General features: G+C 58.2%; 27 protein-coding genes. 24 read left to right on the top strand and 3 right to left on the bottom strand.

Features of this window, described 5'->3' with window-relative positions; all coding sequences use genetic code 11:
- Positions 1 to 70: 70 nt before the first annotated feature.
- The 5 genes from ABJ076_RS18035 to ABJ076_RS18015 all read left to right on the top strand — a co-directional run bounded on the left by ABJ076_RS18035 (position 71) and on the right by ABJ076_RS18015 (position 3,708).
- Positions 71 to 1,612, top strand: coding sequence for a M81 family metallopeptidase (locus ABJ076_RS18035; protein ID WP_348202619.1), 1,542 nt, complete (start codon positions 71 to 73; stop codon positions 1,610 to 1,612).
- Positions 1,609 to 2,277 (top strand): O-methyltransferase, encoded by a 669-nt coding sequence (locus ABJ076_RS18030; protein WP_348185997.1) that lies wholly within the window; start codon positions 1,609 to 1,611, stop codon positions 2,275 to 2,277. The genes ABJ076_RS18035 and ABJ076_RS18030 overlap by 4 nt, the downstream gene beginning before the upstream one ends.
- A gap of 71 nt (positions 2,278 to 2,348) precedes the next feature.
- Entirely contained in the window at positions 2,349 to 2,708 is a 360-nt protein-coding gene (locus ABJ076_RS18025) for a nitrile hydratase (RefSeq protein ID WP_348185999.1), read from the top strand.
- Positions 2,708 to 3,022 carry an SH3-like domain-containing protein gene (locus tag ABJ076_RS18020; RefSeq protein ID WP_348186003.1) on the top strand — a complete coding sequence of 105 codons (315 nt, stop codon included), beginning with the start codon at positions 2,708 to 2,710 and terminating at the stop codon, positions 3,020 to 3,022. The genes ABJ076_RS18025 and ABJ076_RS18020 overlap by 1 nt, the downstream gene beginning before the upstream one ends.
- On the top strand, positions 3,019 to 3,708 hold the full coding sequence (locus ABJ076_RS18015; protein ID WP_348186006.1) for a nitrile hydratase subunit alpha: 690 nt from the start codon (positions 3,019 to 3,021) through the stop codon (positions 3,706 to 3,708). The genes ABJ076_RS18020 and ABJ076_RS18015 overlap by 4 nt, the downstream gene beginning before the upstream one ends.
- A 15-nt stretch (positions 3,709 to 3,723) precedes the next feature.
- Here the strand turns inward: ABJ076_RS18015 and ABJ076_RS18010 are convergent, their stop codons facing one another.
- Positions 3,724 to 4,485 carry a sulfite exporter TauE/SafE family protein gene (locus ABJ076_RS18010; RefSeq protein WP_348186008.1) on the bottom strand — a complete coding sequence of 254 codons (762 nt, stop codon included), beginning with the start codon at positions 4,483 to 4,485 and terminating at the stop codon, positions 3,724 to 3,726.
- A gap of 113 nt (positions 4,486 to 4,598) precedes the next feature.
- On the opposite strand from ABJ076_RS18010, the gene ABJ076_RS18005 reads away from it, so the two are divergent.
- From ABJ076_RS18005 to ABJ076_RS17925, 17 genes are all read left to right on the top strand, one after another.
- Positions 4,599 to 5,447 carry a LysR substrate-binding domain-containing protein gene (locus ABJ076_RS18005; RefSeq protein WP_348186011.1) on the top strand — a complete coding sequence of 283 codons (849 nt, stop codon included), beginning with the start codon at positions 4,599 to 4,601 and terminating at the stop codon, positions 5,445 to 5,447.
- A gap of 186 nt (positions 5,448 to 5,633) precedes the next feature.
- Positions 5,634 to 6,464, top strand: a complete 831-nt coding sequence (gene rpsB / locus ABJ076_RS18000) for a 30S ribosomal protein S2 (RefSeq protein ID WP_348186014.1) — start codon at positions 5,634 to 5,636, stop codon at positions 6,462 to 6,464.
- A gap of 154 nt (positions 6,465 to 6,618) precedes the next feature.
- Entirely contained in the window at positions 6,619 to 7,542 is a 924-nt protein-coding gene (tsf, locus tag ABJ076_RS17995) for a translation elongation factor Ts (protein ID WP_348186076.1), read from the top strand.
- 40 nt (positions 7,543 to 7,582) lie between these two features.
- Entirely contained in the window at positions 7,583 to 8,335 is a 753-nt protein-coding gene (gene pyrH, locus ABJ076_RS17990) for a UMP kinase (RefSeq protein ID WP_348186017.1), read from the top strand.
- A gap of 1 nt (position 8,336) precedes the next feature.
- On the top strand, positions 8,337 to 8,897 hold the full coding sequence (frr, locus tag ABJ076_RS17985) for a ribosome recycling factor (protein WP_348186020.1): 561 nt from the start codon (positions 8,337 to 8,339) through the stop codon (positions 8,895 to 8,897).
- Positions 8,898 to 8,900: 3 nt separating this feature from the next.
- Positions 8,901 to 9,632 carry an isoprenyl transferase gene (locus ABJ076_RS17980; RefSeq protein ID WP_348186022.1) on the top strand — a complete coding sequence of 244 codons (732 nt, stop codon included), beginning with the start codon at positions 8,901 to 8,903 and terminating at the stop codon, positions 9,630 to 9,632.
- 7 nt (positions 9,633 to 9,639) lie between these two features.
- Positions 9,640 to 10,527: a phosphatidate cytidylyltransferase gene (locus ABJ076_RS17975; protein ID WP_348186025.1), complete on the top strand. Its 888-nt coding sequence runs from the start codon at positions 9,640 to 9,642 to the stop codon at positions 10,525 to 10,527.
- A gap of 6 nt (positions 10,528 to 10,533) precedes the next feature.
- Complete coding sequence (gene dxr, locus ABJ076_RS17970) at positions 10,534 to 11,784, top strand: 1-deoxy-D-xylulose-5-phosphate reductoisomerase (RefSeq protein WP_348186028.1); 1,251 nt, start codon at positions 10,534 to 10,536, stop codon at positions 11,782 to 11,784.
- Positions 11,785 to 11,827: 43 nt separating this feature from the next.
- A complete protein-coding gene (gene rseP, locus ABJ076_RS17965) occupies positions 11,828 to 12,961 on the top strand; it encodes an RIP metalloprotease RseP (protein ID WP_348186031.1) in 1,134 nt (377 codons plus the stop codon).
- 140 nt (positions 12,962 to 13,101) lie between these two features.
- Entirely contained in the window at positions 13,102 to 15,405 is a 2,304-nt protein-coding gene (bamA, locus tag ABJ076_RS17960; protein WP_348186034.1) for an outer membrane protein assembly factor BamA, read from the top strand.
- On the top strand, positions 15,362 to 15,964 hold the full coding sequence (locus tag ABJ076_RS17955; protein WP_348186036.1) for an OmpH family outer membrane protein: 603 nt from the start codon (positions 15,362 to 15,364) through the stop codon (positions 15,962 to 15,964). The genes bamA and ABJ076_RS17955 overlap by 44 nt, the downstream gene beginning before the upstream one ends.
- A gap of 19 nt (positions 15,965 to 15,983) precedes the next feature.
- Positions 15,984 to 17,015, top strand: coding sequence for a UDP-3-O-(3-hydroxymyristoyl)glucosamine N-acyltransferase (lpxD, locus tag ABJ076_RS17950; protein ID WP_348186038.1), 1,032 nt, complete (start codon positions 15,984 to 15,986; stop codon positions 17,013 to 17,015).
- Entirely contained in the window at positions 17,015 to 17,491 is a 477-nt protein-coding gene (fabZ, locus tag ABJ076_RS17945; protein WP_348186040.1) for a 3-hydroxyacyl-ACP dehydratase FabZ, read from the top strand. Before lpxD ends, fabZ begins: the two co-directional genes overlap by 1 nt.
- Before the next feature lie 3 nt (positions 17,492 to 17,494).
- On the top strand, positions 17,495 to 18,301 hold the full coding sequence (gene lpxA, locus ABJ076_RS17940) for an acyl-ACP--UDP-N-acetylglucosamine O-acyltransferase (RefSeq protein ID WP_348186042.1): 807 nt from the start codon (positions 17,495 to 17,497) through the stop codon (positions 18,299 to 18,301).
- Positions 18,302 to 18,310: 9 nt separating this feature from the next.
- Positions 18,311 to 19,144, top strand: a complete 834-nt coding sequence (gene lpxI / locus ABJ076_RS17935; RefSeq protein WP_348186044.1) for a UDP-2,3-diacylglucosamine diphosphatase LpxI — start codon at positions 18,311 to 18,313, stop codon at positions 19,142 to 19,144.
- A complete protein-coding gene (gene lpxB / locus ABJ076_RS17930) occupies positions 19,141 to 20,334 on the top strand; it encodes a lipid-A-disaccharide synthase (protein WP_348186046.1) in 1,194 nt (397 codons plus the stop codon). Before lpxI ends, lpxB begins: the two co-directional genes overlap by 4 nt.
- A gap of 85 nt (positions 20,335 to 20,419) precedes the next feature.
- Entirely contained in the window at positions 20,420 to 21,340 is a 921-nt protein-coding gene (locus ABJ076_RS17925) for a hypothetical protein (RefSeq protein WP_348186048.1), read from the top strand.
- Between the two features lie 87 nt (positions 21,341 to 21,427).
- Here ABJ076_RS17925 and ABJ076_RS17920 read toward each other — a convergent pair whose 3' ends face one another.
- Both ABJ076_RS17920 and gltX read right to left on the bottom strand, forming a co-directional pair.
- Positions 21,428 to 22,729 (bottom strand): citrate synthase, encoded by a 1,302-nt coding sequence (locus ABJ076_RS17920; RefSeq protein WP_348186050.1) that lies wholly within the window; start codon positions 22,727 to 22,729, stop codon positions 21,428 to 21,430.
- A 95-nt stretch (positions 22,730 to 22,824) separates the two neighbouring features.
- Positions 22,825 to 24,219, bottom strand: a complete 1,395-nt coding sequence (gene gltX / locus ABJ076_RS17915) for a glutamate--tRNA ligase (protein WP_348186052.1) — start codon at positions 24,217 to 24,219, stop codon at positions 22,825 to 22,827.
- 107 nt (positions 24,220 to 24,326) lie between these two features.
- Between gltX and ABJ076_RS17910 the strand changes: the two genes are divergently transcribed.
- Together ABJ076_RS17910 and ABJ076_RS17905 are read left to right on the top strand one after the other, a co-directional pair.
- Positions 24,327 to 26,417, top strand: a complete 2,091-nt coding sequence (locus tag ABJ076_RS17910) for a ComEC/Rec2 family competence protein (protein ID WP_348186054.1) — start codon at positions 24,327 to 24,329, stop codon at positions 26,415 to 26,417.
- Between the two features lie 94 nt (positions 26,418 to 26,511).
- The gene (locus tag ABJ076_RS17905) at positions 26,512 to 26,826 is read left to right on the top strand and encodes a hypothetical protein (RefSeq protein ID WP_348186056.1); all 315 of its coding nucleotides are present in this window, start codon (positions 26,512 to 26,514) and stop codon (positions 26,824 to 26,826) included.
- Positions 26,827 to 26,830 lie beyond the last annotated feature (4 nt).

Raw genomic sequence — 26,830 nt, 5'->3', positions numbered from 1 at the left:
CAGCGGAGCGATAATGGTCTAATCTCTGGGTCCTTCCTTCTTTTGATGCCTTCTTCAGGATCGAGTTCACATGAGCAAGAAACGTATCGCAATCTGTGGGTTCAATCTTGAATCCAATCGCTTCGCCCCGACCTGTTCCCGCACCGATTTCGAAGAAAACATGTGGTTTAAGGGAGCGGATATCGACCGCCAAGCGCGAGCAGAACATCCGTCGATCCATACTGGCATCTGCGGGTTCTACGACATCATGGACGAGAAATTCGGCGGTCACGCCGGATGGGAGCCGGTGCCGGCTCTGGTGATCGGCTCGTGCCCCGCCGGCCCGGTCGAGGAAGCGTTTTTCAACGAATTTCTGGCCGAGCTGAAAGCGGACCTGGAAGCCGGCGGCAAGGTGGACGGCGTCTACATCTGCGAGCATGGCGGCGCCTGCGCGACCCACACCCATGATCCGGACGGCGAGGTCTTCAAACTGGTGCGCGAGGTCGTCGGGCCGGACGTGCCGGTGATCGCGACGCTGGACCTGCACGCCAATGTTTCCGAGGAAATGATGGAAGCAACCGATCTGATGATCGGGTATATCACCAACCCGCATGTCGATATGTACGAGCGCGGCTGCGAGGCGGCCAAGGCCATGCTGGAGATGTTCGACGGTGTCGAGACCGCATCATATCGTGTCCGCTTGCCGCTTGTGGCGCCGTCCGTCACTCAGTTGACAGCCGAGGGCCATCCGTATGGCGATCTGATCCGGCTTGGTCAGACCAAGCTCGATGCCAGCGTGATGAACGTGACCTGCCTTTCAGGCTTCGCCTTCTGCGATACGCCCAAGAACGGCATGACAGTGATCGTGACGACCCGAGGCGACGCTGCGGACGCCAGGCGTGTAGCGACGGATTTGGCGGACGCAGCCTGGAATGACAGGGCCCGCTACGTACCGAAGATGAAATCTCTCGAAGACTCCACGGCGTTGGCCCTGGCTGTGAGTGTCGATGCTTCCCGCGAGCCGATCCTGTTCGCGGACCCGGCGGATAATCCCGGCGGCGGCGGGCGCGGTAACACGACCTATGTCCTGAAGGCATTCCTCGACGCCGGGGTGACCGGTTGCACCTTCGCGGTCTTCTACGACCCGGCGGCTGTCCGGAAGGCGAAAGTGGCTGGCGTTGGTACCTCGATCGACGTCACGTTGAACAGCGAGGAAGACAACAGCTTTTCCGACAAGCTCGACGTCACAGCAGAGGTGCTGCATCTCTCAGATGGTGTTTTTGTCGGCAATTACGGCATGGTCGAAGCAAAGACGGTGGACCTTGGAGACACGGCGGTGCTGAAGGTCGGCGGTATCAAGATTGTCTGCATCACCAAGAGAACCCAGTGCCTGTCGCCGGATTATCTGACCGCGTTCGGGATTGATGCGGCGGCCGAGCGCTGCATTGTGGTCAAGTCGCGCGGGCATTTCCGGGCGGGCTACGCCCATATGTTCCCGCCGGAGCGAGTTGTGGAAGTGGACGTGCCCGGATTGACCTCTCCGAACCTCGCCAATTTCGACTGGAAATATGTTCAGCGGCCGTTTTTCCCTATCGATGGGGAAGCCGCCACTTGGGACAGGAGCCAAGCGTGAGCAGAGAAACCTGGAATGCCGTCGACGACTATTTCACTGCCGAACTGGTGCCTGAAAATGCGGATTTTCAGAAAGCGCTGGATGCGAGCGATGCCTCAAACCTGCCGGCCATCAGTGTGTCGGCCAATCAGGGCAAATTCCTGCACCTCATCGCCCGGATGATCGGTGCGAAGAAGGTGCTCGAAATCGGCACGCTTGGCGGATACAGCACGCTCTGGTTCGCCAGCGCACTTCCAGCGGACGGCAGGGTGGTGACACTGGAATTCGAGCCGCTGCATGCCGAGGTCGCGCGCGCCAATTTTCGGGACGCCGGTTATCAGGACATGATCGAGGTGCGTGTTGGCGCTGCGCTAGACAACCTTCCCGACGTCGACGCGGATGGTGTCGGCCCGTTCGATCTCGCATTCATCGATGCGGACAAGCAGAACAACCCCGGTTACTTCGAATGGGCCATGAAGCTGGTTCGTCCGGGCGGCGTGATTATGGTGGATAACGTTGTGCGCGGGGGACAGGTGCTGGAAGCCGGAACTTCGGATCTGGATGTTCAGGGCGTTCGTAAGGTGATCGGGATGATCAAAAACGATGCTCGCGTGGATGCGACGGCACTTCAGGTGGTCGGCTCGAAAGGCTATGACGGGCTGGCTGTCTGTCTCGTGAAACCGTGATCCGGACGGGCTTGCGGTCTGACTGGACATTGGCCAGCATGGCCTTTGAATTCTGAAAGGGAGGAGCGGCGATGGAACGGGATTTTACCGCGCGCGGCCATCACGACATGGGCGGACTGCCTGCTGGCGATATCGATCGGGAAGAGCATGACTACGCGCTTTGGGAAAAGCGGGTCGATGCCCTGATGATGATTTGCGTTAACCGTTTGAAGCTGATGACGGTGGATCAGCTGCGCAAGGGCATCGAGGCCCTGCCACCAGGTGCCTATGACGACATGACCTATTACGAGCGCTGGATTTCCTCGGTCACCAACACTCTGCTGGAGCGTGGCGTGTTCACCGCAGACGAGCTGGGCGCCAAGATCGAGGAGGTTCGGGCGCGCTATCCAGACGGAGTGATGCCGGAAGGTAGCGCCGGAGGAGGGTGTTGATGACGCGCTTTGTTGTTGGCGATCGTGTTCGGGTGCACAAACAGTTCCCGCCGACCCCGCCAAGTCACATCCGCACGCCATATTATGTGCGCGGGCATGCCGGCATTGTGGAACGAATCTGTGGTGCTTTCCGCAATCCGGAGGAACTTGCTTTCGGACGTGATGGTGTGCCTGAAATACCGCTTTACCGGGTACGCTTCCGCCAGAAGGATATCTGGTCGGATTATGATGGGCATGAGGACGACAAAATCGATATCGAGATCTTCGAGTTCTGGCTCGACCAGGCTGAGGGATCTGAAGGAGAGACGGCATGAGCACAGGGCATGACGATCAGGGCCACGGGCATCATCACCACGATCATGACCATGACCATGACCATATGCATCCCTATGATCCGGAGCATCACCATCCGCACCGGGCGGATCAGGACGATAGCATGACCTATTATCGCCTGATGGAAGAGGCGGTGCGCGAGCTCATGATCGACAAGGGGTTGGTTACTGCGGATGACATCCGCGCCGAGATTGAGGCGATGGATTCCCGCAGTCCAGCGAACGGAGCGCTTGTTGTCGCCCGGGCCTGGACAGATCCGGACTTTAAGACACGTTTGATCGAAAGCCCGAAGGAAGCCATCGCAGAGGTCGGGCACGATATAGGTCCGATGAAACTGATCGTGCTGGAGAACACACCGGACGTACATAACGTCGTCGTCTGCACGCTTTGCTCCTGCTATCCGCGCTGGATCCTAGGTATTCCGCCGGATTGGTACAAAAGTCGCTCCTACCGTTCCCGTGTCGTGCGGGAGCCGCGTGCCGTGCTCCGTGAATTCGGCACGGAGATCGCGGATAACCGTGCGGTGCGGGTCCACGACAGCACGGCCGACATGCGCTACATGGTCCTGCCGATGCGGCCCGAGGGCATGGACGGCATGAGCGAGGAAGCGCTTGCCGCCCTTGTCCACCGGGATTCGATGATCGGGGTGACGGAAGTCACCGCCTAACACATCAGGGATCTGTCAGGCGTTGCCCATGCGGTAGAAATAGACGCCTGACAGCAGAACGCCGAAAGCGATGACCGCGATCCGCAGATAGCGCTCGTTCACGTATTTTGCGCAGCGGCCGCCCATATAGCCGCCGATTGTGCTGCCGACCATCATCGCAGCGGCTTCCGGCCATGCGATCAGGCCTCCTATGCCGAAAACTCCGATACTCAGAATGGTGAAGCTTGCCGCGAGCAGGTTCTTCAGGCTGTTCGCCATATGGAATGTCGCAAAGCCCATGATTTGCACCATGGCGAGCAGGATGATGCCGAGACCGGCTCCGAAATAGCCTCCGTAGATGGAGAAGGCGAAAAGCGCGATACGGGCCAGGGTCTGGCTTGCATGATCGCCGAAATGCCGGATCGCACGCGCGCGGAGCAGATCGCCGAATGCGAACAGTCCGGTGGCGAACAGAATCAGAAACGGGATGAGAGCGTCGAACAGTTTCGGGTCGGACACCGTCAGAAGGAGTGATCCGCAAATAGCCCCAAGACCCGAGCACGCCATCAAGGGCCAGACCCGGTGCCCGATCTCTCTCAGCTCTTGGCGATAAGCGGGCAGGGCGCTGAGGTTGGACGGCAGCATCGCAAGATAGTTGGTCGCGTTGGCCACGAGTGACGGCAGTCCCACCGCCATGAGGGCGGGGAAGGTGAACAATGTGGCGCCGCCGGCCATCGCGTTCCACACGCCTCCGACGAGGCCGATAGAAAACAGAAGAAGGATTGTTTCGAGGGGCATGTGCTTAGGGCGCTCCGGTGGAAGTGAGTGACGTTGAGAGGGCACCATAGAGACGTGCAGGTATTCGAAAAAATGAATTGAAACAATCAATGAAATCGTAAAAAACGAACGCTATGGCGTTGAACAATGATTTACTGCGCACTTTTATCGTGATCGCGGAATGCGGAAATCTGACCCAGGCTGCATCCCGGCTGAACCGGACGCAGTCGGCGGTCAGCGTACAATTGCGCAAGCTGGAGGAGGCCCTCCGGGTCACGCTGTTCGAGCGTGGTGCACGGGGCATGCGTCTCAGCCCGGCGGGAGAGCAACTGTTACCGGCGGCCCGGCGTACTCTCGTTGAATTCGAGCGGACGGCCCGGTTGTTCGAGACGCCGCTGTCCGGCCGGTTGAGGATCGGCATTCCGGACGATTATGACGATACTGTCTTTGAAGTGGCCCTGGCTGATTTCAGCAACCGCAATCCGGGAGTCGAGATCGTTGTTGAATCGGGATGTACTTCGGCTTTTGCGGTTGCTGTGGAAGGCGGGCGTCTCGATGTCGCAATATGTTCGGCACCTGAGTCCGTTCCGGGGGAGCCCCTTTTATCCGAGCCCACGGTCTGGGTGGCGGGGGATCGCATGGTTCTGAGCCAAAGCGAGGACGTACCAATTGCTCTGCTTGATCGCGGGTGCCCTTGGTGCCGTCTGCCGACGGAGGCGTTGAAGCGTGCGGGACGCGGCTGGCGGGTTGCCTATACGAGCCAGAGTTTCTCCAGTCTGCGATCCGCAATCCGCGCCGGACTTGCGGTTGGTGTTCTGCCCCTGCGGTGTGTGGAGCCGGGAATGCGGATTCTTTCATCCGCAGAAGGTTTTCCGGAACTGCCTGCATCCAATCGCGCGATCCTGGTCGGCGGGGCAGCCCGGTCGGACCTCGCCGGAGCGATGGCGGAAGCGATAAGGAGGGCTGTTCGGGGCCGGAGTTAATCGCCAGCGTAACATTTACCTGTGTCTTGCCCCTTGCATTTAGCCTTCGCAGGCATTAGAAACCGCCGCATTCATCACGCACACGGGTGTGCGCGGTGTCGGGGAGACATCCTGGCGCAGCGCTCCGGTGTCCGGGCAGGTGCCCGGGCAAAACCCGTGGAGGCATAACCGGAGAAAGACGGAAAGATGAGCGTTCCTACGTTTACAATGCGCCAGCTGCTTGAAGCTGGTGTCCATTTCGGCCACCACACGCGCCGCTGGAACCCGAAGATGGAAGAGTACATCTTTGGCGTTCGCAACAATGTTCACATTCTCGACCTGCAGCAGACGGTTCCGCTTCTGTATCGCGCTCTGTCCGCGATCCGCGACGTCACCGCGTCCGGTGGCCGTGTGCTCATGGTCGGCACCAAGCGTCAGGCTGCTGACGTGATTGCTGAGACCGCTTCCAAGACCGGTCAGTACTACGTCAACCATCGCTGGCTCGGCGGCATGCTGACCAACTGGAAGACCATTTCCAACTCGATCCGCCGCTTGAAAGAGCTGGAAGAGCGTTTCGAGCAGGGAATGCAGGGTCTGACCAAGAAAGAGCAGCTCAATCTGTCCCGCGAGCGCGAGAAGCTTGATCGCTCCCTCGGCGGCATCAAGGAAATGGGTGGCCTTCCGGACATCATGTTCGTGATCGACACCAACAAGGAACAGCTTGCCATTCAGGAAGCCAACACGCTGGGTATTCCGGTCGTGGCCATCCTGGACAGCAACAGCGACCCGAAGGGTATCAGCTACCCGATCCCGGGTAACGACGATGCCATGCGCGCCGTTTCGCTTTATTGCGAGCTGGTCGGCAACACGGTTCTCGCTGGTCTGCAGGAAGAAATGATGGCTTCCGGCACGGATGTTGGCGAGTCGGAAGAAGCCCCGGTCGAGCCTGTTGTTGAGGCCGCCGCCGAAGCTGTTGCTGAAGCTCCGGCGGAAGCCGCTGCTGAGCCGGCTGCTACTACGGAAACCGCAAGCGCCTAATCGCTCCGGTTTGCTATATTGATCGTGACAGCGGCGGCACGCACAGGCGGAGCCGCCGCCGTTACGAGATGGGTTCGAAAAGTTACGATTGTTTGACAGGCCCGCCGGCTCCGACAGGAGTCAGGACGGCATGAGCAACGAAAAGAGGAAGACGATGGCTGTCACCGCTGCGATGGTTAAGGAACTGCGCGAGAAGTCCGGCGCGGGCATGATGGATTGCAAAAAGGCGCTTGGCGAAACCGACGGCAATATCGAAGCCGCGATCGACTGGCTGCGGACCAAAGGTCTTGCCGCTGCCGCCAAGAAGTCCGGCCGAGTGGCCGCCGAAGGTCTGGTTGCGGTTGCGACCGAAGGCACCAAGGGCGCTCTGATCGAGGTCAACGCGGAAACCGATTTCGTTGCTCGCAACGCCGATTTCCAGGGTTTCGCATCAACGCTTGCTGGCCTCGTTCTTTCCAATGGCGACGATGTCGACGCTCTGAAGGGCATTGCCTATCCGGAAACCGGCCGCACCGTCGAAGAGCAGCTGACCCACAACATCGCCACCATCGGCGAGAACATGAGCATCCGCCGCGCCGCGACGATCTCTGTCTCCAATGGCGTTGTTGTTCCCTACGTTCATAACGCGGTCGTGCCGGGCCTCGGCAAGATCGGCGTGCTGATCGCGTTGGAATCGTCTGCTGACGCTGGCAAGCTTTCCGAGCTTGGCAAGCAACTCGCCATGCATGTCGCCGCAACGTCCCCGCAGAGCCTCTCCGTCGACGATCTCGATCCGGAGCTGGTCGATCGTGAGCGTGCCGTTCTTGTGGATCAGGCGAAAGCCTCCGGTAAGACGGAAGAGATCGCCCAGAAGATGGTCGAGGGCCGGATCCGCAAGTATTATCAGGAAGTCGTTCTGCTTGAGCAGACCTTTGTGATCGACAACGAGAACAAGGTCTCCAAAGTCATCGAGAATGCCGCGAAGGAACTCGGTACCGAAGTGAAACTGGTCGGCTTCCGTCATTTCGTGCTTGGCGAAGGCATCGAAAAAGAAGAAGAAGACTTTGCCGCCGAAGTCGCAGCCACTCTGGGCAGCTAATCGGCAGGTTGGGGCCTGAAATTATACGGGGGAGAGCAAAATGACGGCGATCGAACAAGGTCAGGAGCCGCCGGCTCCCAAGTATAAACGGGTTCTGATGAAGATTTCGGGTGAAGCCCTGATGGGCGAACGGGCCTATGGCCTTGACCCGGATATGGTCTCCCAGGTCGCGAACGAGATTAAATCCGTTTGGGACCTGGGCGGCGAAGTCTGCGTCGTCATTGGCGGCGGCAACATCTTCCGCGGCGTCTCGGCTGCAGCCAAGGGGATGGAGCGAGCCACCGCCGACTATATGGGCATGCTGGCGACGGTGATGAATGCGCTTGCCATGCAGAGCGCCCTTGAGGGAATCGGTGTTCAGTGTCGGGTGCTCTCTGCACTTCCGATTTCCGCCGTGGCGGAGCCCTATATCCGCCGCCGTGCGGTTCGCCACATGGAAAAACGCCGCGTGGTCATTTTCGCTGCCGGTACTGGCAATCCATTCTTCACGACCGACACTGCTGCCGCGCTGCGGGCCTCCGAGATGGGGTGCGATGCGATGCTAAAGGCGACGAAGGTCGATGGCGTCTATGATGCCGATCCTGCTATCGCCAAGGACGCAGTGCGCTATGATCAGCTGACCTACATGGACGTTCTGTCGAAGGACCTCCGGGTGATGGATGCCTCGGCGATTTCGCTCGCGCGAGAGAACGGTATTCCGATCCTTGTCTTCTCGATAGAGAATGTGGGAGCCTTTGCGGATGTCATCCGCGGACGCGGTACCTTCACAATTATAAACGAGAAGGCTGAATAAAATGTCTGAAGGACCCGATCTCGACGATCTGAAGCGCCGTATGGATGGCGCAATTTCCTCTCTGGAAAAGGAATTTCAGGGTCTCCGGACCGGCCGGGCATCGGTTAATCTGCTTGAGCCAATCATGGTTGATGCCTATGGCTCCAAGATGCCGATCAATCAGGTCGGTACTGTCGGCGTGCCGGAGCCGCGCATGCTGACTGTCCAGGTCTGGGACAAGAGCATGACCAAGGCGGTTGAGAAGGCGATTCGAGAATCCGATCTCGGCCTTAACCCGCAGGTCGACGGTCAGCTGATGCGCATTCCGCTTCCGGACCTTTCCGAAGAACGCCGCGCTGAACTTGCAAAAGTTGCCGCGAAATATGCCGAATCAGCGCGTATTGCGGTCCGCAACGTCCGCCGCGACGGTATGGATAGCCTTAAAAAAGCCGAAAAAGACGGTGACCTTTCCCAGGACGAACGCCACCTCTACGAAGAGGAAGTACAGGAGATGACGGACAAGTGTGTCTCCCGCATCGATGAGGCGCTCGGATCCAAGGAAAAGGAGATAATGCAGGTCTGACCGATGGGTGAATCTGACGCACAACATCAACCAAAACACCCGCGTCATATCGCCATCATCATGGATGGCAATGGCCGTTGGGCGAACGCACGAGGACTGCCGCGTACGGTTGGACATCAGCGTGGTGCGGAAGCGGTGCGGCGTACCGTCGAGGCCTCGATCAATCAGGGGATCGGCTATCTGACGCTATTCGGGTTTTCTTCGGAGAACTGGAAACGGCCGAAAATGGAAATCCTTGATCTGATGGGATTGCTGCGCCGTTATCTGAAAAGCGAAATCGTCGAGCTGCACGAGAAGGGCGTCTGCTTTCGGGTTATTGGAGAACGGTCGAGGCTTGATAACGATATCGTCACTCTGATCGAACAGGCTGAGCGCATGACGGAAGGTAATGACCGTCTGGTGCTGACGATAGCCCTGAGCTATGGCGGCCGTGACGAGATCGCCGGTACGGCGCGCCGACTGGCACAACGGGTCGCCGAAGGGACGCTGAAACCTGACCAGATAAACGAGCAGATGTTCGGCGAAGCGCTGGAAACGGTCGGTATCCCCGATCCTGATCTGCTGATCCGCACAAGTGGGGAGAAGCGTATTTCCAATTTTATGCTCTGGCAGTGCGCGTATTCGGAATATGTTTTCCTGCCGACGCTTTGGCCGGATTTCGGCAAGGATCAGCTTAGTGAAGCCATAGACGAATTCTGTCAACGGGACCGGCGCTTCGGCGCGGCCGTTGGCTGACCCGGGGATGCCGGGCCAAACTAATGACCCGGCGCCGGGCGACGTTGGCTCCGGAACGAAGCAGGCAACCGCATCCGACGGACGCTCTCGTGAACTTGTCCTGAGGGTCGTCTCCTCGCTCGTGATCCTGCCTCCCATCATCGTGCTGTTCTGGCTTGGGGAACTCTACTTCCTTGCCCTTGTCGCGCTTCTCGCAGCCGCTATGGCTTGGGAATGGTGCACTCTGGTCTCACCGGATAGCTCATCGACGATCCGGCGTCTCGCGGGGCTGACTGCTGCCGTGCTTGTAGGAGTGGCAGCCTTTAGCTTCCAGCAACCGGAAGTCTTGTTGCTGCTTGGCGTCTTGCCGCTTGTATATGCAGCTACGGTCCGAATATTGACCGGAGTGTGGATATTGAAGTTACTGCCGGGCCTGCTCGTCGCTTTTTGCCCGGCATTCGCTATCTACTGGATCAGGGAGATGCCCGATCTCGGGCTTGAAACTGCCTTGTGGCTGGCATTGTCGGTTGTTGTCACCGATGTGGCGGCCTACGCTGCCGGCCGAACCATCGGCGGGCTGAAAATCTGGCCGCGGGTTAGTCCTAACAAGACTTGGGCTGGGCTTATCGGCGGGATGGCCGGAAGTGGGTGCTTCGGCGCTCTGCTGGCGCTGTATATTGGGCAGGCGCCTTGGTTGGTTGTTATTGCGGGGGCGGTGATCGCCATCATCGCTCAGGCGGGCGACTTTGCCGAATCAGCCTTGAAACGGTATTTCGATGTAAAGGACTCCGGACGTCTGATACCTGGGCACGGCGGTATCCTTGACCGGGTAGATGGTCAGGTCACCGTTCTGCCTTTGGCGGCAGCGCTGATGCTTCTTTCTGGAAAGAGCATCCTGCTCTGGACATGGCCCTGAGGCGACATGCTTAGAGCGACTGAAAAAATGCAGGACCAGCACCGCAAATCGGTTTCTGTTCTCGGTGCCACTGGCTCCGTAGGCAGCAGTACTGCAGATTTACTTCTGGCAAATCCGGACCGTTTCTCCGTTGTGGCACTTTCGGGTGGTCGCAATGTCGAGCGTTTGGCGGAACTCGCGCATGCGCTGAAACCGGAATTCGTCGCGATTGCCAATCCGGATGGTTATGCCGCTCTGAAAAGCGCCTTGTCCGGAACCACGATAGAGGTCGCCGCTGGGGACGCCGCTGTTTGTGAGGCGGCTGCCCGCTCGTCAGATTGGGTTATGGCCGCCATCGTCGGATGTGCCGGCCTGTTGCCGACGCTGACAGCGGTTCGGCGGGGTGCGACGGTCGCTTTGGCGAACAAGGAATGCCTGGTTTCCGCCGGCGATATCATGATGAGAGAAGTTGAGGCTGCGGGCGCGACTTTGTTGCCGGTCGATTCCGAGCACAACGCGATCTTTCAGGTGTTCGAACAGCACCGGCGAAAATCTATCGACAAGGTTGTCTTGACGGCATCCGGCGGCCCGTTCCGCGATGATACTTTGGCGGCTATGGACCTCAAGACGCCCGAGGAAGCCGTGGCGCACCCGCAATGGAGCATGGGAGCGAAGATCTCGGTCGATTCCGCGACCATGATGAACAAAGGCCTTGAGGTCATAGAGGCTGCGCATCTGTTCAATCTGGACGTGGATCGTATCGATGTTCTGGTTCATCCGCAGTCGATCATTCACAGCATGGTTGCCTACACGGATGGATCGGTGTTGGCTCAACTCGGTGTGCCGGACATGCGAACGCCGATCTCCTACGCGCTGGCTTGGCCTGAGCGAATGGAGACCTCTGTTCGGAAACTCGACCTTAGCGAGATCGCCAACCTGAGTTTCTTCGCGCCTGATATGGAGCGTTTCCCAGCATTGGCGCTCGCGCGTGACGCTCTACGCAGTGGTGGGGCGCAGCCAGCTATTCTGAATGCGGCCAATGAAATTGCCGTGGAAGCCTTTTTGGATAAACGCCTATCTTTCACGGGAATCGCGGAACTTGTCGGGGATGCCTTGCAGGCCGTAAACGTGGGCGTGCTGCAGACGATCGATGACGTGATTGCCCTTGATCAGGACGTTCGTGAGCAAGCGCGAGCGCTGATCTCAGATGCTTGCCGGACGTCGGCAAAAAGGCTGGTACCCAAGAGTGCCATTGAGATTGAGGCTAAGCGTCTCTAAATAGAAACAATCGTAACAATTCGTTTTGAGGATCGCCGTCGCTATGGAATTTCTGACTGGTTTCGCTGGAAGCCTGATCCCATTTTTGCTGATCCTCACAGTTCTGGTTTTCGTCCATGAACTGGGACACTACTGGGTCGCGCGCCGAGCCGGTGTGCGGGTTGAGGTATTCTCGGTCGGGTTCGGGCCGGAGCTGTTCGGTTGGAACGACAAGCACGACACTCGCTGGAAGGTCTCGGCCATTCCGCTGGGCGGGTACGTGAAGATGTATGGCGACGCGGATCCCGCGAGCGCCACCTCCGAAGGTCTGGAAGAGATGACGCCGGACCAGAAGGCGGTCTCGTTTCATTACAAGAGTGTAAAGCAGCGCATTGCCATCGTCGCAGCCGGCCCGGCCGCGAACTTTATTTTCGCGATTGTCGTTCTCGCCGGTTTGTTCATGGTCGTGGGGCAGCGTTATGCGCCGGCGACGATCGACGAGGTCATGCCGGAAAGCGCTGCCGCTGCTGCCGGACTTGAGGCTGGCGACCGGGTGCTGGAGATCGCGGGCACCGAGGTAACCCGTTTCGGTGATCTGCAGATCGTCGTGCGCGAAAACCCTGGCACGGCGTTGCCGATGATTGTGCGCCGCGGCGATGCGGACCTTAACTTGACGATCACACCGAAAGAGATCGTCACGGAGGACCGGTTTGGTAACACATTGAGGTTCGGTCAGCTCGGCGTGCGCAGCAATAACGTGGCCATGATCAAGCATGGCCCTCTGGATGCGCTCTGGAGTGCGACTGTCGAGACATACAGCATGACGGCTCAGACATTGCGAGCCGTTGGTCAGATGATCACGGGCTCCAGGGGCACCGAAGAGCTTGGCGGGCCGATCAAGATCGCGCAGATGTCCGGCGAAGTTGCGAAGCAGGGCTGGGACACGACGTTCTGGTTCATGGCGGTGCTTTCCGTCAATCTCGGCTTGATAAATCTGTTCCCGATTCCGGTGCTCGATGGCGGTCATCTTGTGTTCTATGCGCTGGAGGCGATTCGGGGGCGGCCGCTGAACGAGCGATTCAGGGAATATGCGTCCGTGGCCGGCTTGTCTCTGGTTATTGCGCTGATGGTGTTCGTCACCTGGAATGACATTGTCAGCATTTCATTCGTACAGAAAATTGGCGAGATTTTCGGCTGACCGCGGTCATGCTCGGTACAGTGCTCCGTAAGTTTTCGAATTATCAACGGTATCACTGGTTTAATGCGTGTTCCAACCGGTCTATAGTCCGGCACCGGACGTACCTTCACAGGGTTTGATAAGTGTTTGCGGAGTTTGATGTGTCGGCACGACTGACGCTTGCCCGTTTTTTTGTGGCCGTAGCCGTTCTCACGGCCGGAGTTTTTGGGGCTCCGTATCTGCCGGGCGGCATGTCGCCTGCGGCGGCGCAGACCATGCAGATCGACGAGATTGAGGTGGTTGGAACCCAGCGCGTGGATCCCGAAACGGTACGCTCCTACATGACGGTGAAGGTCGGTGATACCGTCGATGCCGTCATGCTGGACCGATCTCTGAAAGCACTTTTCGGGACGGGTCTTTTCGCGGATGTCAGCATTCGGCCTGCCGGTCGCCGTATCACGGTTACAGTGGTTGAGAATCCGGTGATCAACCGGATTGCCTTCGAGGGCAATAAGCGGATCAAGGACGATGAGCTGGGGCGCGAGGTTGAGCTGCAGCCGCGCCGTGTGTTCACCCGGACCCGTGTGCAGCAGGATGTTCAGCGCATTCTCGATGTCTATCGTTTGAGCGGTCGATTTGCCGCCACGGTTGAGCCGAAAGTTATTCAGCTCGAACAGAATCGCGTCGATCTGGTGTTTGAGATCGATGAGGGACCACTGACCCGGATCCGGTCAATCTCCTTTATCGGCAACAAGGAATTCAGCGATTCCGACCTGCGCGATATCATTCTGACAAAGGAGTATGCCTTCTGGCGTATCCTGACGACGACGGATACCTACGATCCGGACCGCCTCAGCTTCGATCGTGAGCTACTCCGCCGGCATTATCTGAGCGAAGGTTACGCGGACTTTAAGGTCGTCAACGCTGTTGCAGAACTGACGCCGGACCATAAGGATTTCGCTGTCACCTTCACGATGGAAGAAGGCAACCAATACAGCTTTGGCGAAATGGACTTCGACATCCGCCTGAAAAATGTCGAGGAAGAGGCGTTGATTCCGCTGGTCGAGCTTGTGCCTGGCGACACCTACAATGCTGATGACGTTGACGATGCGGTCGATAGAATTGTTGATTATCTGGGGACGCTCGGCTTCGCTTTCGTCGATATTCGCCCGCAACCGCATCAGGATGTTGAAGGCCGGACCGTCGGCATCACGTTCTTTGTCGGTGAAGGCCCCAAGGTCTTCGTCGAGCGGATCGATATCGAAGGCAATGTGAGGACGCTTGATCGGGTTATCCGGCGCGAATTCCAGCTCGCTGAGGGTGACGCCTTCAACACGTCGAAAATGCGCCGGTCTAGCCGGCGGATCAGAAACCTTGGTTTCTTCAAGGCCGTGGACGTGAAAAACCGCGAAGGCTCGCAGCCGGACCGGGCGGTTATTACTGCTACCGTCGAGGAACAGTCGACCGGGGAAATCTCCTTCGGGGTTGGCTTCTCTACGGTGGACAGTGTGATCGGCGATATCGGGATCCGCGAGCGTAATCTGCTAGGACGGGGGCAGGACCTTCGCCTTAAGTTCTCCGGTTCAGTCAACCGTCAGCAGTTCGACCTGGGCTTCACCGAGCCGTACTTCCTTGATAGGGACGTGGCGGCGGGCTTCGATCTGTTCAGGATCGTCCGGGATGAAACTGATGAGAGTTCCTTCAAGGAGGAGAGTAGCGGTTTCCGTCTGCGTGCTGGCTATGATCTTGACGAGGATCTCCGCCACTCTGTGAATTACCTGTTTAAAACAACTGAGATCCGGGATGTCGAAGACGACGCGTCCCGTTTTGTGAAAGACCAGGAAGGCTCGCAAACGGTTTCCCAGGTCGGCCACACCCTTTCTATTGATACCCGGGATAACCGCTCCGATCCGACGGAAGGCTATTTCGCGAGTGTTTCTAACGATCTCGCTGGTCTTGGCGGCACGGTGGCGCATTTCCGGACGACCCTGAAAGGGTCCTATTACATTCCTCTGATAGACGATTATGTACTTGGTCTGATTGGCGAAGGTGGGCACATCGTCGGCCTCGGTGAAGATGTCGGCATTGCCGAGCGGTTTTTTGTTGGCGGTAACAATTTCCGCGGCTTTGCCCGGAATGGTATCGGCCCGCGCGACAGCACCAGCGATGACGCACTTGGTGGCAACACGTATTATGTCGGTACCGCCGAAGTCGGCTTCCCCCTTGGGTTGCCTGGTGATCTCGGAATCAAAGGATTTGTTTTCAGCGATGTAGGGTCGCTTTTCGGGATTGATGAAAGCGGCTCGGAAATAATAGACAGCACGAGTTTGCGTGCATCCGTTGGAACGGGAGTGTCCTGGGCCACGGCTTTTGGATTGATCCGCGTCGACGTGGCGCAAGCAATATTAAAGGACGATGCTGATGATACTGAAATCTTTAGGTTCAGTTTCGGAACGCGCTTCTAGGACATTCGCGGGGGTTGTTCTTGCCGTTTCCCTGACGGTCGCAGTCGCGGTCTCCCCGGCGATCGCGATCGACAAAATCGAGCCGGTCGGTGTCGCGGTCGTCGATGCGCAGCTCATCATGCGTCAGTCGGATGCTGCGAAGGATATCCGCGAACAAGTGGAAACGCGCCGTAAGGCATACGAAAAAGACTTCCAGCAGCGTGAATCAGCTGTGCGGGAGACGGAGAAAGCCCTGGCTCAACAGCAGGCTATTCTCGCCAATGAGATTTTCCAGGCGCGTGTCCGGGAGCATCAGCAGAATATTGCGGCCCTACAGCGTGATGGACAGGAGATGAAACGTCAGTTGGACCAGGCCTATGGCCGGGCCAATGGCAATGTCCGCAAGATCATGATCGAGCTCGTTGCCGAAGTTGCTGGCGAGGTCGGTGTCGGGTTGGTTCTGTTCAAGAACCAGATTTTTCTCGGCGATCGCAAGATCGATATTACCGAGGAAATCATGAAGCGGCTTAACGCGAAGTTGCCTAAGGTCGAGGTGACCTTTGTCGAAAAACAAAACTGAAAACGATTGACGCCGCACGATGCCGGACCAGAGATTCTTCAAAAAATCAGGAACATATTCGGCAGCAGAGCTTGCTGAACGTGTGGGCGGAGAACTGCTTAACTGCCAAGATCCGGATATGGTGATCGCAGATGTTGCTTCAGTCGAAGAGGCAAGGAACAGTGATATCTGTTTCATTGAAAACCGGCGGTATGTCGCTGCTCTTGCGTCTTCCAAGGCGGCTATTTGTTTATTGCCCCGCAATATCGCCGATCGTGCGCCGGCCGGTCTCACTCTGATCGTCAGCGACCGACCGCGCCGGGCATTCGCCAAAATTGCAGCCTTTTTCTATCCGGAAGAGCGCTCAGCGTCAGGTATTGCCTCCGGGGCGACTGTAGATCCTACGGCGACCCTTGGCGAAGGGTGTTCGATTGGCCCGGGAGCCGTGATTTCGGCAGGCGCGGTGCTCGGAGACGGGGTTTCGGTCGGGGCAAATGCCGTTGTCGGTGAGAGTGTCGAAGTAGGAACTGGGACCATTGTCGGAGAAAACGCGTCGCTTTCCCACTGTCTTATCGGAGCGCGGGCGGTGATCTATCCAGGCGCCCGGATAGGTGCCAGCGGCTTCGGCTTCGAAGTGGACGAAGCTGGCGTTATTAAGATGCCTCAGCTTGGCCGGGCGATTATCGAAGACGATGTCGAAATCGGCGCTAACAGCTGCGTTGATCGCGGCAGTGGGCCGGATACAGTTATTGGCCGCGGGACCATGATTGATAATCTGGTTCAGATCGGCCACAACGTTCAGGTTGGAAAAGGCTGTATAATTTGCGGCCAGGCCGGTATCGCCGGTAGCGCGAAAATCGGGAACTATGTGGTGATCGCGGGACAGGTCGGAGTGGCCGGTCATATCGAACTCGGCGATGGTGTGCAGGTCGCAGCGCAGTCCGGGGTTTCGGGCACGACTGCGCCGGGCGAGAAGATCGGCGGATCGCCTGCCGTACCGATAAGAGAATTCCGCCGCCAGGTGGCTGTTATCAAGTCCTTGGGGCGACGCAACAAAGATCTGGAGAACTGATGGGCGCCGCAGATATAGAAGTCGGAACGGCTGTCGAGACTGATATCGACGTGAACCGGGTAATGGAACTCATCCCGCACCGGTATCCGTTTCTCATGGTCGACAAGATCGAAGAAATTGAGCTTGGCGTAAAAGCGGTCGGGGTCAAGAACGTCTCGATCAATGAGAATTTCTTCCAGGGTCACTTCCCGACCCGTCCGGTTTTCCCGGGCGTTCTGATCATTGAGTCAATGGCGCAGACCGCCGGCTGCCTGGTGGTTGCCACGCTGGGCAAGGAAGCGGAAGGCAAGCTGGTTTATTTCATGACCATCGACGACGCCCGTTTCCGGAAGCCCGTGGTACCTGGCGACCAGATCAAGATCCATGTCGAGAAATCTCGAAACCGGGGTCCGGTCTGGAAATTCACCGGTGTCGCGAAAGTCGATGATGTGCTGGTCGCCGAAGCGACTTTCTCCGCGATGATCGTGGACAGCTAGAGGATGACATCGCAAGAGCTGAGCATCCATCCGACCGCGATTGTCGATCCCGCTGCAGAGATTGGATCCGGAGTACAGATCGGTCCTTATTGCATCATAGGTCCGAACATCGTTCTTGGCGACGGATGCCGTCTCCATGCCCATGTGGTTCTGGAGGGCCGGACCCGCATCGGTGCGGAGACGGAGATTTTTCCGTTCTCGTCGATCGGGCAGATCCCTCAGGACTTAAAATATGGCGGGGAGCCGTCCGAGCTGGTGATTGGCGCGCGGAATGTGATCCGCGAGCACGTCACCATGAATATCGGCACCGAAGGCGGTGGCATGATAACCAAGGTCGGTGACAGTTGTCTTTTCATGGCAGGCTCTCACGTGGCACATGATTGTGTTGTCGGTGATAATGTCATTCTGGCAAACAACGCCACCATCGCTGGGCATGTGACAGTTGGTGATTTCGCGATTCTCGGAGGGCTTAGCGCCGCGCGCCAATTCGTGCGTATCGGCAAGCACGCCATGATTGGTGGCCTTACCGGCGTCGAGAATGATGTAATCCCGTTCGGAACCGTGATGGGGGACCGGGCGCGATTGTCTGGGCTCAATCTGATTGGCCTGAAGCGCCGGGGATTCACGCAGGAACAGATCGCTGAACTGCGCAAGGCTTACCGGTTGCTGTTCGCTGACGAAGGCACGTTCCTTGAACGTGTGGATTCCGTAGCTCGCGAATTCAGCGACAATGAGGTTGTTACGGATATTGTCGGTTTCATCCGTGCGACGAGCAGCCGTGGTGCAATCTGCCAGCCTGGCAGGACCTGAGGTCCAGATATGCCGAAGCTCGGAATTCTCGCCGGCAGAGGGGTGTTGCCCCGCCGTATAGCTGAGCGGCGCCTTAGCGATGGTGACGGTGTTTTTCTGATCGCTTTCGAGGGGCAGACAGATCAGGAAACCGTTGAGGGTCTAGACCATGCATGGGTTCGGCTCGGGGCTACCAGCGGCACACTGAAGCATCTGAAAGACGCCTCGGTTGAAGAAGTGGTAATGGCCGGGCCGATGCGCAGACCGGCCTTCTCGGACATGTCTCTCGATATGCGGTCGGCAAAGATGCTGGCCAAGGCCGGTCGTAAGGCCTTTGGTGACGACGGTTTGCTCTCCGTCATTATCGAAGAACTTGAAAGCGACGGTTTCAGAGTGGTCGGGATTGACGATGTGCTTGGCGGATATCTGATGCCGGCAGGGGCGATCACGGAGGGGGCGCCCGACGCGAGCGCAGAGTTTGACATCGCGCGCGGCAAGGCCGTTCTTGAAGCGTTAAGCCCGGCGGATGTCGGGCAGGCGGTTGTAGTCCAGGAAGGGCTGGTGCTGGCTGTGGAAGCCGTCGAGGGAACTGACGCGATGATTGCCCGGTCCGCGGGACTGAAGAGAGACAGCGCTGAGGGACCGATCCTGATCAAAATGCGCAAGCGCGGACAGGAGCGCCGGGCGGACCTTCCGACAATCGGACCGGATACGGTGCGGGGTGCTGCCGCTGCTGGATTTCGTGGAATAGCGGTTGAGGCGGGGGCAACAATCCTCGTCGACCGAACGGCCGCCGTTGATGCCGCGAACGGAGCCGGACTGTTTCTTGTGGGGGTCGATGGACTCCGGGAGTTAGACCAGTGACAAAGGCTACAGAGCGTACGCCGCTGGTCTATATCGTAGCCGGTGAAGCATCTGGCGATGTGCTCGCGGCCGGCCTGATGAAATCCCTCAAGAAGATGACTGGAGGTCGGGTGCGTTTCGCCGGTGTCGGCGGAGACCGGATGACTGCGGAAGGTCTGACCAGCCTTTTCCCGATGTCGGAAATGGCTGTGATGGGGGTATTCGAAGTGCTTCCGCATATCCCGAATTTGCTCCGGCGCATCGGGCAAACCGTGGATAATATCGTGGAGCTGCAGCCGGATGTCTTACTGACGGTTGATTCCAAGGCGTTCAACTTGCGTGTTCAGAAGCGGCTCTATGCGCGTCGCGCTGCTGGTCAGATCGCCTCGTTTCCTTTGGTGCATATGGTGGCGCCGACCGTTTGGGCCTGGCGGCCCGGCCGTGCCAAGACTATCTCGAAGTTCCTCGACGAGCTTCTCGTTCTGTTTCCATTCGAGCCGTCCTATTTCCAAGAGCATGGGCTCAAGACCACATTCGTTGGCCATCCCGCATCGGAGCAGCCGATTGGCGATGACGCCCGTCTGCGCGCGCGAACGAGAATCCCGCCGAAGGCGCCGGTTCTCGGCGTGTTTCCTGGGAGCCGTCGCGGCGAAGTGCGCCGGTTGCTCCCAAGCTTCGGCGAAACTGTGCGACGGCTTGCGCCGCGTTATAAGGATTTGAGGGTTCTGATACCGACTGTGTCCGGTGTTGCCGACATGATTCGCGACGGGGTTGAGGATTGGCCGGTGCAACCGGTCATCCTTGAAGATGCCGACGACAAGTATGATGCGTTTGCTGCCATGAATGCGGCGTTGGCAGCCTCTGGTACCGTGACGCTTGAGTTGGCGCTTGCTGGCGTCCCGACTGTTGTTGGTTACAAGGTTAATCCGCTTTCCGTGCCGATTGGGCGGATGCTTGTCAACATGGATGCCGTGGTCCTGGCGAACTGGATCTTGAAGCGGCCGGTCCAGCCCTTCTTCATGCAGCACAATTGCACACCCGATTCTCTGACTGTGGCGGTTGCGCGGATGTTTGATGATACTCGAGCCCGTGCCGACTGCTCCCGGGCTGCTGATGAATTACGCGCAGTTCTCGGAACCGGTGAGATTGCTCCTTCGGATCAAGCGGCACTCGCAGTGGCGAAGGCGGCCAAATTGGAATTGGTTGACTGAACCGTTCCGAGAATTGAATTCATCCACGAAAATAAGCAACCCTTCTCCCGCTTAGGTCTGTTTTGCGTTAGAAGGAAGACTCATCATGTCTCGAATCGCATATCTTTTTGTCTTCCTGATTTCTTTTTCGGCTGACGATTCTGAGGTTGTGCCGCTGCTTTGGCAGGACCATCAACGAATCTACAGGCTGGCTGGAGCCGATATGGTGGGGGGAGCGCGTCCTCTCGTGGTCCATATTCACGGTTTCAGAAAGCGGGACCAAGCGATCGCTGATCGTGGATCTCTGGAAAGAGTCGGGTGGTCCGCGCTAGAGCAGCATGCTTTGGGCCAAGAGTTCTTGGTAGCCAGCCCAGCAGCACTCTGGGGGCAGTGGAATTTAGCGCCAGGTCTGAGGAATACGACTCTTCCGGACGGACGATCGGTTGATGACGCAGGTTTCATCTTTGCCGTTGTTCGGGAGCTGATCCAAACCAGGCGTGCCGATCCTGCGCGGATTTACCTGACAGGGATCTCGGACGGGGCGATCATGTCTTATGGGCTGCTTTGCCATCCAGACTCGCCCTTTGCGGCCGCTGTTCCGGTGATCGGAACAATGACGGAGCGCGATCGGGACGCTTGCCGCGCCCTCTATCCGGCTCCGTTGATGGTGATTGCCGGAACCAACGATAGGGTTTTGCCTTGGGATGGTTGGATTTTCCGGGTCGGACGGGAGATATCTGTGCCTGAGACGCTGGATTTTTGGCGCCGGATTCATAGCTGTACCGGGCAGGAGGCAGAAATGCTTGAAGACCTGGACCCAGATGACGGGAGCCGTGTCCGGGAGATCAACTGGACCGGCTGCATTGCGCCTCGCACCGTCAGGTTGCTGCGTGTCGAAGGAGGAGGGCACGCCGTGCCCAGGGCCTTGAGGGACGGAGAAACCCGGCGTAAGGGGCGTAATAGCGATATTGATGCTGCGGAAGTGGCTGTGAACTTTCTCGCGCGTTTTAAACGACCAACCGAATAGTGTTCTTGAGGTCTTCAGGCTGGAATGAAAAACGGCGGCACCAAAGTGCCGCCGTTTGTACTTTTGCTTCTCGTCAAGTTTGGGAGCTTAGCGTTTGCCAAGTTCGACAAACGGACGTTCGGTCGGACCCGTGTAAAGCTGGCGCGGTCGGCCAATTTTTGCCTGCGGATCCTCGATGCTTTCCTTCCACTGCGCGACCCAGCCCGTGGTCCGGGCAACGGCGAACAGGACGGTGAACATGGAGGTGGGGAAGCCCATCGCTTTCAGCACGATGCCGGAATAGAAGTCGACGTTCGGGAACAGCTTGCGATCGACGAAATAGGGATCTTCCAGCGCGATCTTCTCGAGCTCCATCGCCAGTTCCAGCAGCGGATCGTCGACACCGAGGATTTCAAGCACCTCGTGGCAGCTCTCCTGCATGACCTTCGCACGGGGATCGTAGTTTTTGTAGACCCGGTGACCGAAGCCCATCAGACGGAACGGATCGTCCTTGTCCTTCGCCTTTGCGATGTACTCCTTGATATTGTCCTTATGGCCAATCTCGTTGAGCATCGTCAGCACGGCTTCGTTCGCGCCGCCATGTGCCGGACCCCAGAGCGAGGCGATACCAGCCGCGATGCAGGCGAACGGGTTGGCACCGGAAGAGCCGGCGAGGCGGACGGTCGATGTGGACGCGTTCTGCTCATGATCGGCATGCAGGATGAACAGGCGGTCCATTGCCTTGGCCAGGACCGGGTTCATCTCGTATTCCTCGGCCGGGACCGAGAACATCATGTGCAGGAAGTTTTCGGCATAACCGAGGTTGTTTTTCGGATAATTGAACGGCTGACCGATGGAGTATTTGTACGCCATGGCTGCCAGGGTCGGCATCTTCGCGATCAGACGGAAGGACGCCACCATGCGGGCGTGCTCGTCATTGATGTCTGTGGAATCGTGATAGAAAGCGGACAGGGCGCCGACCACACCGCAAAGGATGGCCATCGGGTGCGCATCCCGACGGAAGCCGCGATAGAAGTTGCTGAGCTGCTCGTGCACCATCGTGTGATAGGTCACGTCATGATCGAACTTGCTCTTCTGTTCCTTGTTCGGCAGTTCGCCGTTCAGCAGCAGATGGGCAACCTCGAGAAAGGAGCAGTTGGCAGCGAGATCTTCGATCCGAAAGCCGCGATGCAGCAGAATGCCCTTGTCACCATCGATATAGGTCAGGCCGGACTCGCAAGAGCCAGTTGACGTGAAGCCGGGGTCATAGGTGAAATGATCCGTCTGGGCGTAAAACTTCCGGACATCGACCACATTCGGGCCGACCGATGCGTGCAGGACTGGAAGGTCGTAGCTGGTGCCGGTCTGGTTATCGGTGAGTGTAAAGCTGCCGGTGTTTGATTCAGTCATCCTGAGCTTCCCTTAGTTCTTGTTGGGCGGCTGCCCCGCATTCCCCTGGGGCTAATTGGGGCAACGTGCCGCTTAATCGCGGCGGATATTAGTCTTTATTGTGCAGTGCCGCAAACTGCCTTGAGCCGTGCCAGGGTTTCCGCGCGTTCGAGAACGGCGGCAACCTCGAAAATACCCGGCGAAACGGTTGATCCCGAAAGCGCTGCGCGCAGCGGTTGGGCAAGTTTCCCGAGCTTGATATCGGCTTTTTCGGCGATTGTTCGGACGGCCTGCTCGATGGCTTCCTCGGTCCAATCCGGCATCGCTTCAAGATCGGCGATGAGGGCGGTGAGGTGGCTGAGAGCTTCTTCCGTGAGGAGATTTTGGGCCTTTTCCGTGAAATTCAAGGGCACAGATGCAGCGTAGAACGCAGCACTATCGGTCAGTTCAACTATGGTTTTGGCGCGCTGCTTAAGACCGCCCATGCCTTTGAGAATCCGGCTGCGGCCTTGCTCATCAACGTTGCCGAGACCGGCGACCACGAGTTCTGTCAGCCTTTCATCATCGGCTTCGCGGATATAATGGCCATTCAGATTTTCCAGTTTGGCAAGATCGAAACGGGACGGAGAGCGACCGACAGCTTCCAGCGTGAACCATTCAATGGCTTGCGCGGAGGAGATGATCTCATCGTCGCCATGCCCCCAGCCGAGGCGGAGCAGATAATTGTTTACGGTTTCCGGCAGATAGCCCATCTCCCGGTACGCATCCACGCCGAGCGCGCCGTGACGCTTTGACAGTTTGCCGCCGTCAGCACCGTGAATCAGCGGGATATGGCCGAATTCCGGAACGTCCCATTCCATCGCGCGGTAAAGCGCGGACTGGCGGAAGGCGTTGTTCAGGTGGTCGTCGCCGCGCAGAACATGGGTGATGCCCATATCATGGTCGTCGACGACCACGGACAGCATGTAGGTCGGGGTGCCGTCGCCACGCAGCAGCACGAAATCGTCTAGCTGCTCGTTTTGCACAGTGACTTCGCCCTGAATATGGTCGGCCAGCGTCGTCTCGCCTTCTAGCGGGGCCTTGAGGCGGACAACCGGGGCGACGCCCGAAGGTGCTTCCGACGGATCGCGATCGCGCCACATCCCGTTGTACCGCATCGGTTTTCCGGCAGCCTTCGCCTCTTCGCGCATGCTCTGGAGTTCTTCCGGGGTGCAGTAGCAGTAATAGGCCCGGCCCTTGGCGACCAGTTCCTTTGCCACTTCCGCATGGCGCTCCAGTTGGGCTGATTGATAGACCGGCTCTTCGTCGCCAAGCAGGCCCAGCCACGCGAGACCGTCAAAGATCGCCTGCACCGCTTCGGGTGTGGAGCGTGCCTTGTCTGTGTCCTCGATCCGGACAAGATATTTTCCGCCCGTGTGCCGCGCATAGAGCCAGTTATAGAGCGCGGTCCTTGCGCCACCGATATGCAGGAAACCGGTTGGCGACGGGGCAAAACGCGTGACAACGGACATGGAGCTGTTTCTCGTGATTTTGTTTGGCAAAAAGTCAGCCCCGGCAATCTCCGCCTGCGGGCGCCGGGCTATGTAGCACATTGACCGTTGCAGTGCGAGATTGGACAGTGGTGAGAGCTGTGCTGCGTCGCGGGCTTGTGGGAGTTGGTGACTGGTTGGCGGATGCCCTGGCGGAAAACCGCCCGCGTGCCGGGCTCTGGCTGCCCGTTGCGTTTGGCGCCGGTATTTTTAGCTACTTCGAATTGCTCACTGAGCCGCCCCTCTGGACTGGGCCGTTGGTGCTTGCCTCCCTTGTGCTGACTGTGGCGGCTGTAAGGCGCTCAATGCTTTGTGTGTTTTGCCTGATGCCGTTACTTGCCGCTGCTGCCGGTTTCTCTGCAGCGCAGTTCAGGACCTGGCAGGTTGCCGCGCCGGTCCTGAAACGGGAAACAGCGGCTTCTCTTTCCGGGATTGTGGAGGATGTGCGGGTCACATCACGGGGAGAGCGATTGATCGTACGCGTTGAGCGCCTTGGCCGAGTCGGGCCGGAAAACCAGCCTGGCCGTGTGAGGCTGCTTTTACTGAAACGGGACAGGGCGCCCTCGGTGGGATCGCGAGTCACAGTATTCGGGCGTTTCAAACCGCCGCCTCCGCCGGTTGCTCCTTATGCCTACGATTTTCAGAGGGTGCTTTATTTTGGCGGGATCGGCGCCGTCGGTTTTGCCCTCGGGCCGGTGGCTGCTGAGGCAGCCGGGGATATACCCCTGTCAGGCGGCCTCTCGGTGCTTCGCAGTGACTTTTCGGAGCGGATCAGATCCCGTCTCCCAGGAGACACCGGTGCGCTTGCCGCCGCGCTTCTTGTCGGGGACCGGGACTGGATCTCCGAAAGTGCAACAGAGGCGATGCGGGATGCGGGGATTGCGCATCTGCTCGCCATCTCCGGGTTGCATATGGGGCTGGTCGCGGGGTGCGTGTTCTTCTTTATACGATTGATGCTGAGCCTCCATCCCGGGATCGCATTGCGCTGGCCAACAAGAAGAATGGCGGCAACTGGCGCAATACTGTTCGCGACAGTTTATCTGCTGTTGTCCGGAGCGTCCGTGCCAACGCAGCGCGCCTATGTCATGACGTTGGTCGTGCTGATCGGTGTTCTAATCGGCCGCCGTGCGATTTCGATTCGCCTGATCGCGTCCGCGGCTGCGATCATCATGGTGGTGCGTCCCGAATATGTCTTGGGTGCCAGCTTTCAATTATCCTTTGCCGCAGTGATATGCCTCGTCGCCGTCTACGAGACTGGTACGTGGAACAAGTATCCGGCTGATGGCCGCCGGTTTGGCCGTTTTGCGAGGCATGTTGGGCTGCTTGCCCTGAGTTCTTTCGTGGCCTCAAGCGCTACATTGCCGTTGGCGCTCTATCATTTCCAGAAAGCCGCGCTTTACGGAGTTGCGACCAACATGCTCGCTGTTCCGGCTGCGAGCCTCTGGATTATGCCTTTCGGTGCGGCGGCGTTGATCCTTATGCCATTCGGATTGGAGGGGCTGGCGCTGGTGCCGATGGGTTGGGGTATAGATGGTGTGCTCCATCTTGCCAGGATCGTGCAGGGTTGGCCGTATGCAACACATGCTGTCGCTGCGGCTCCAGGGTGGGTCATTGGCGTCACGGCGTGCTCTGGGCTTTGGTTGTGTCTGTTACATGGCCAAATACGGTTTTGTGCGGTTCCGGTTCTTGTTGTGTGCTTGGGCGTTCTTGTCACCTCTCCGTGGGTTCCGCCAACGCTGGTCATAGCGGACCGGGCCAAGATGGTAGGTGTGTTTTCAGGGTCGGGGATAGTCTCGACCTCGAGGCATTCGGGGTTTGCTGTCGATGTCTGGCGCCGCCGCGCAGGAGTGGAAGCGCAAGAAGGCGGGCCGAAGTCGCTTCTTCGGTTCCACTGCGACAGTCTGGGCTGCGCGATGGACGCGCCATCGATCGGCTTTGTTGCTTGGTCGTCAGATGCGCAGTCTCTTGCAGAAGATTGCCTGCGTGCGGACATTCTTGTGACTCGGGTCCGAGTGCCGGATACCTGCTCTATGCCGCGGTTGATCCTTGGGCCGAAGCAAATCAGGGCGGGAGGCTCTATTGCGATCTGGCTGGATAAACCCGTGCCGAAAGTAGTATACTCAAGGAAAATACAGGGATTCAGGCCCTGGTCTGGTGCGGCGATGCATGGTCGAAATTAAACAAATTGAAATTTCCTACGAAAAAAGAGATAACTTTATACAAATTAATTAATCCTGTCTCTCGGACCGCGATTTAAAGAAAGGTGAAGAGCTGGTGTCGGACACTTTGAAAAAGCGAGCCCTGAACATTCTTGCTGACTCGGTATCCGATGTTGTTGGCACGAAGAACCTTGCCTATATCGCAATCAAGAAAGCTTCTGACGAAGAAGGCAATGATGCACGCCAGGAGTGGGCGACCTCGGTGTTCGATCAGATTCCGCTGACCAACCGGCGAGAGATCAAGAGCGTCGCGATCAACAAGGCACAAGAAGAGCGTCGTCACGTACTTTCGGTGCGTGCGCGCAGCAAGCCGAAGGCAGACGTGAAGATTGCCGATCTCGGTGTGATCTGGGGCTCGAACGCCGGTTAGCCGC

The organism is Nisaea sp. (assembly GCF_039990255.1).
Taxonomy (GTDB): Bacteria; Pseudomonadota; Alphaproteobacteria; order Thalassobaculales; family Thalassobaculaceae; genus Nisaea.
Note: the sequence above shows the minus strand (reverse complement) of the source record. Positions and strands in the feature narration are given on the sequence as shown.

Coding starts and splice junctions, on each gene's coding strand:
- ABJ076_RS17980 (WP_348186022.1), top strand. CDS start 8,901: ATGGGTGAATCTGACGCACAACATCAACCAAAACACCCGCGTCATATC.
- dxr (WP_348186028.1), top strand. CDS start 10,534: ATGCTTAGAGCGACTGAAAAAATGCAGGACCAGCACCGCAAATCGGTT.
- ABJ076_RS18010 (WP_348186008.1), bottom strand. CDS start 4,485: ATGCCCCTCGAAACAATCCTTCTTCTGTTTTCTATCGGCCTCGTCGGA.
- ABJ076_RS18025 (WP_348185999.1), top strand. CDS start 2,349: ATGGAACGGGATTTTACCGCGCGCGGCCATCACGACATGGGCGGACTG.
- ABJ076_RS17955 (WP_348186036.1), top strand. CDS start 15,362: ATGATACTGAAATCTTTAGGTTCAGTTTCGGAACGCGCTTCTAGGACA.
- tsf (WP_348186076.1), top strand. CDS start 6,619: ATGGCTGTCACCGCTGCGATGGTTAAGGAACTGCGCGAGAAGTCCGGC.
- ABJ076_RS17925 (WP_348186048.1), top strand. CDS start 20,420: ATGTCTCGAATCGCATATCTTTTTGTCTTCCTGATTTCTTTTTCGGCT.
- lpxD (WP_348186038.1), top strand. CDS start 15,984: ATGCCGGACCAGAGATTCTTCAAAAAATCAGGAACATATTCGGCAGCA.
- rpsB (WP_348186014.1), top strand. CDS start 5,634: ATGAGCGTTCCTACGTTTACAATGCGCCAGCTGCTTGAAGCTGGTGTC.
- frr (WP_348186020.1), top strand. CDS start 8,337: ATGTCTGAAGGACCCGATCTCGACGATCTGAAGCGCCGTATGGATGGC.
- lpxA (WP_348186042.1), top strand. CDS start 17,495: ATGACATCGCAAGAGCTGAGCATCCATCCGACCGCGATTGTCGATCCC.
- ABJ076_RS17920 (WP_348186050.1), bottom strand. CDS start 22,729: ATGACTGAATCAAACACCGGCAGCTTTACACTCACCGATAACCAGACC.
- ABJ076_RS17975 (WP_348186025.1), top strand. CDS start 9,640: ATGCCGGGCCAAACTAATGACCCGGCGCCGGGCGACGTTGGCTCCGGA.
- ABJ076_RS18020 (WP_348186003.1), top strand. CDS start 2,708: ATGACGCGCTTTGTTGTTGGCGATCGTGTTCGGGTGCACAAACAGTTC.
- gltX (WP_348186052.1), bottom strand. CDS start 24,219: ATGTCCGTTGTCACGCGTTTTGCCCCGTCGCCAACCGGTTTCCTGCAT.
- lpxI (WP_348186044.1), top strand. CDS start 18,311: ATGCCGAAGCTCGGAATTCTCGCCGGCAGAGGGGTGTTGCCCCGCCGT.
- pyrH (WP_348186017.1), top strand. CDS start 7,583: ATGACGGCGATCGAACAAGGTCAGGAGCCGCCGGCTCCCAAGTATAAA.
- rseP (WP_348186031.1), top strand. CDS start 11,828: ATGGAATTTCTGACTGGTTTCGCTGGAAGCCTGATCCCATTTTTGCTG.
- fabZ (WP_348186040.1), top strand. CDS start 17,015: ATGGGCGCCGCAGATATAGAAGTCGGAACGGCTGTCGAGACTGATATC.
- ABJ076_RS18015 (WP_348186006.1), top strand. CDS start 3,019: ATGAGCACAGGGCATGACGATCAGGGCCACGGGCATCATCACCACGAT.
- ABJ076_RS18035 (WP_348202619.1), top strand. CDS start 71: ATGAGCAAGAAACGTATCGCAATCTGTGGGTTCAATCTTGAATCCAAT.
- ABJ076_RS18005 (WP_348186011.1), top strand. CDS start 4,599: ATGGCGTTGAACAATGATTTACTGCGCACTTTTATCGTGATCGCGGAA.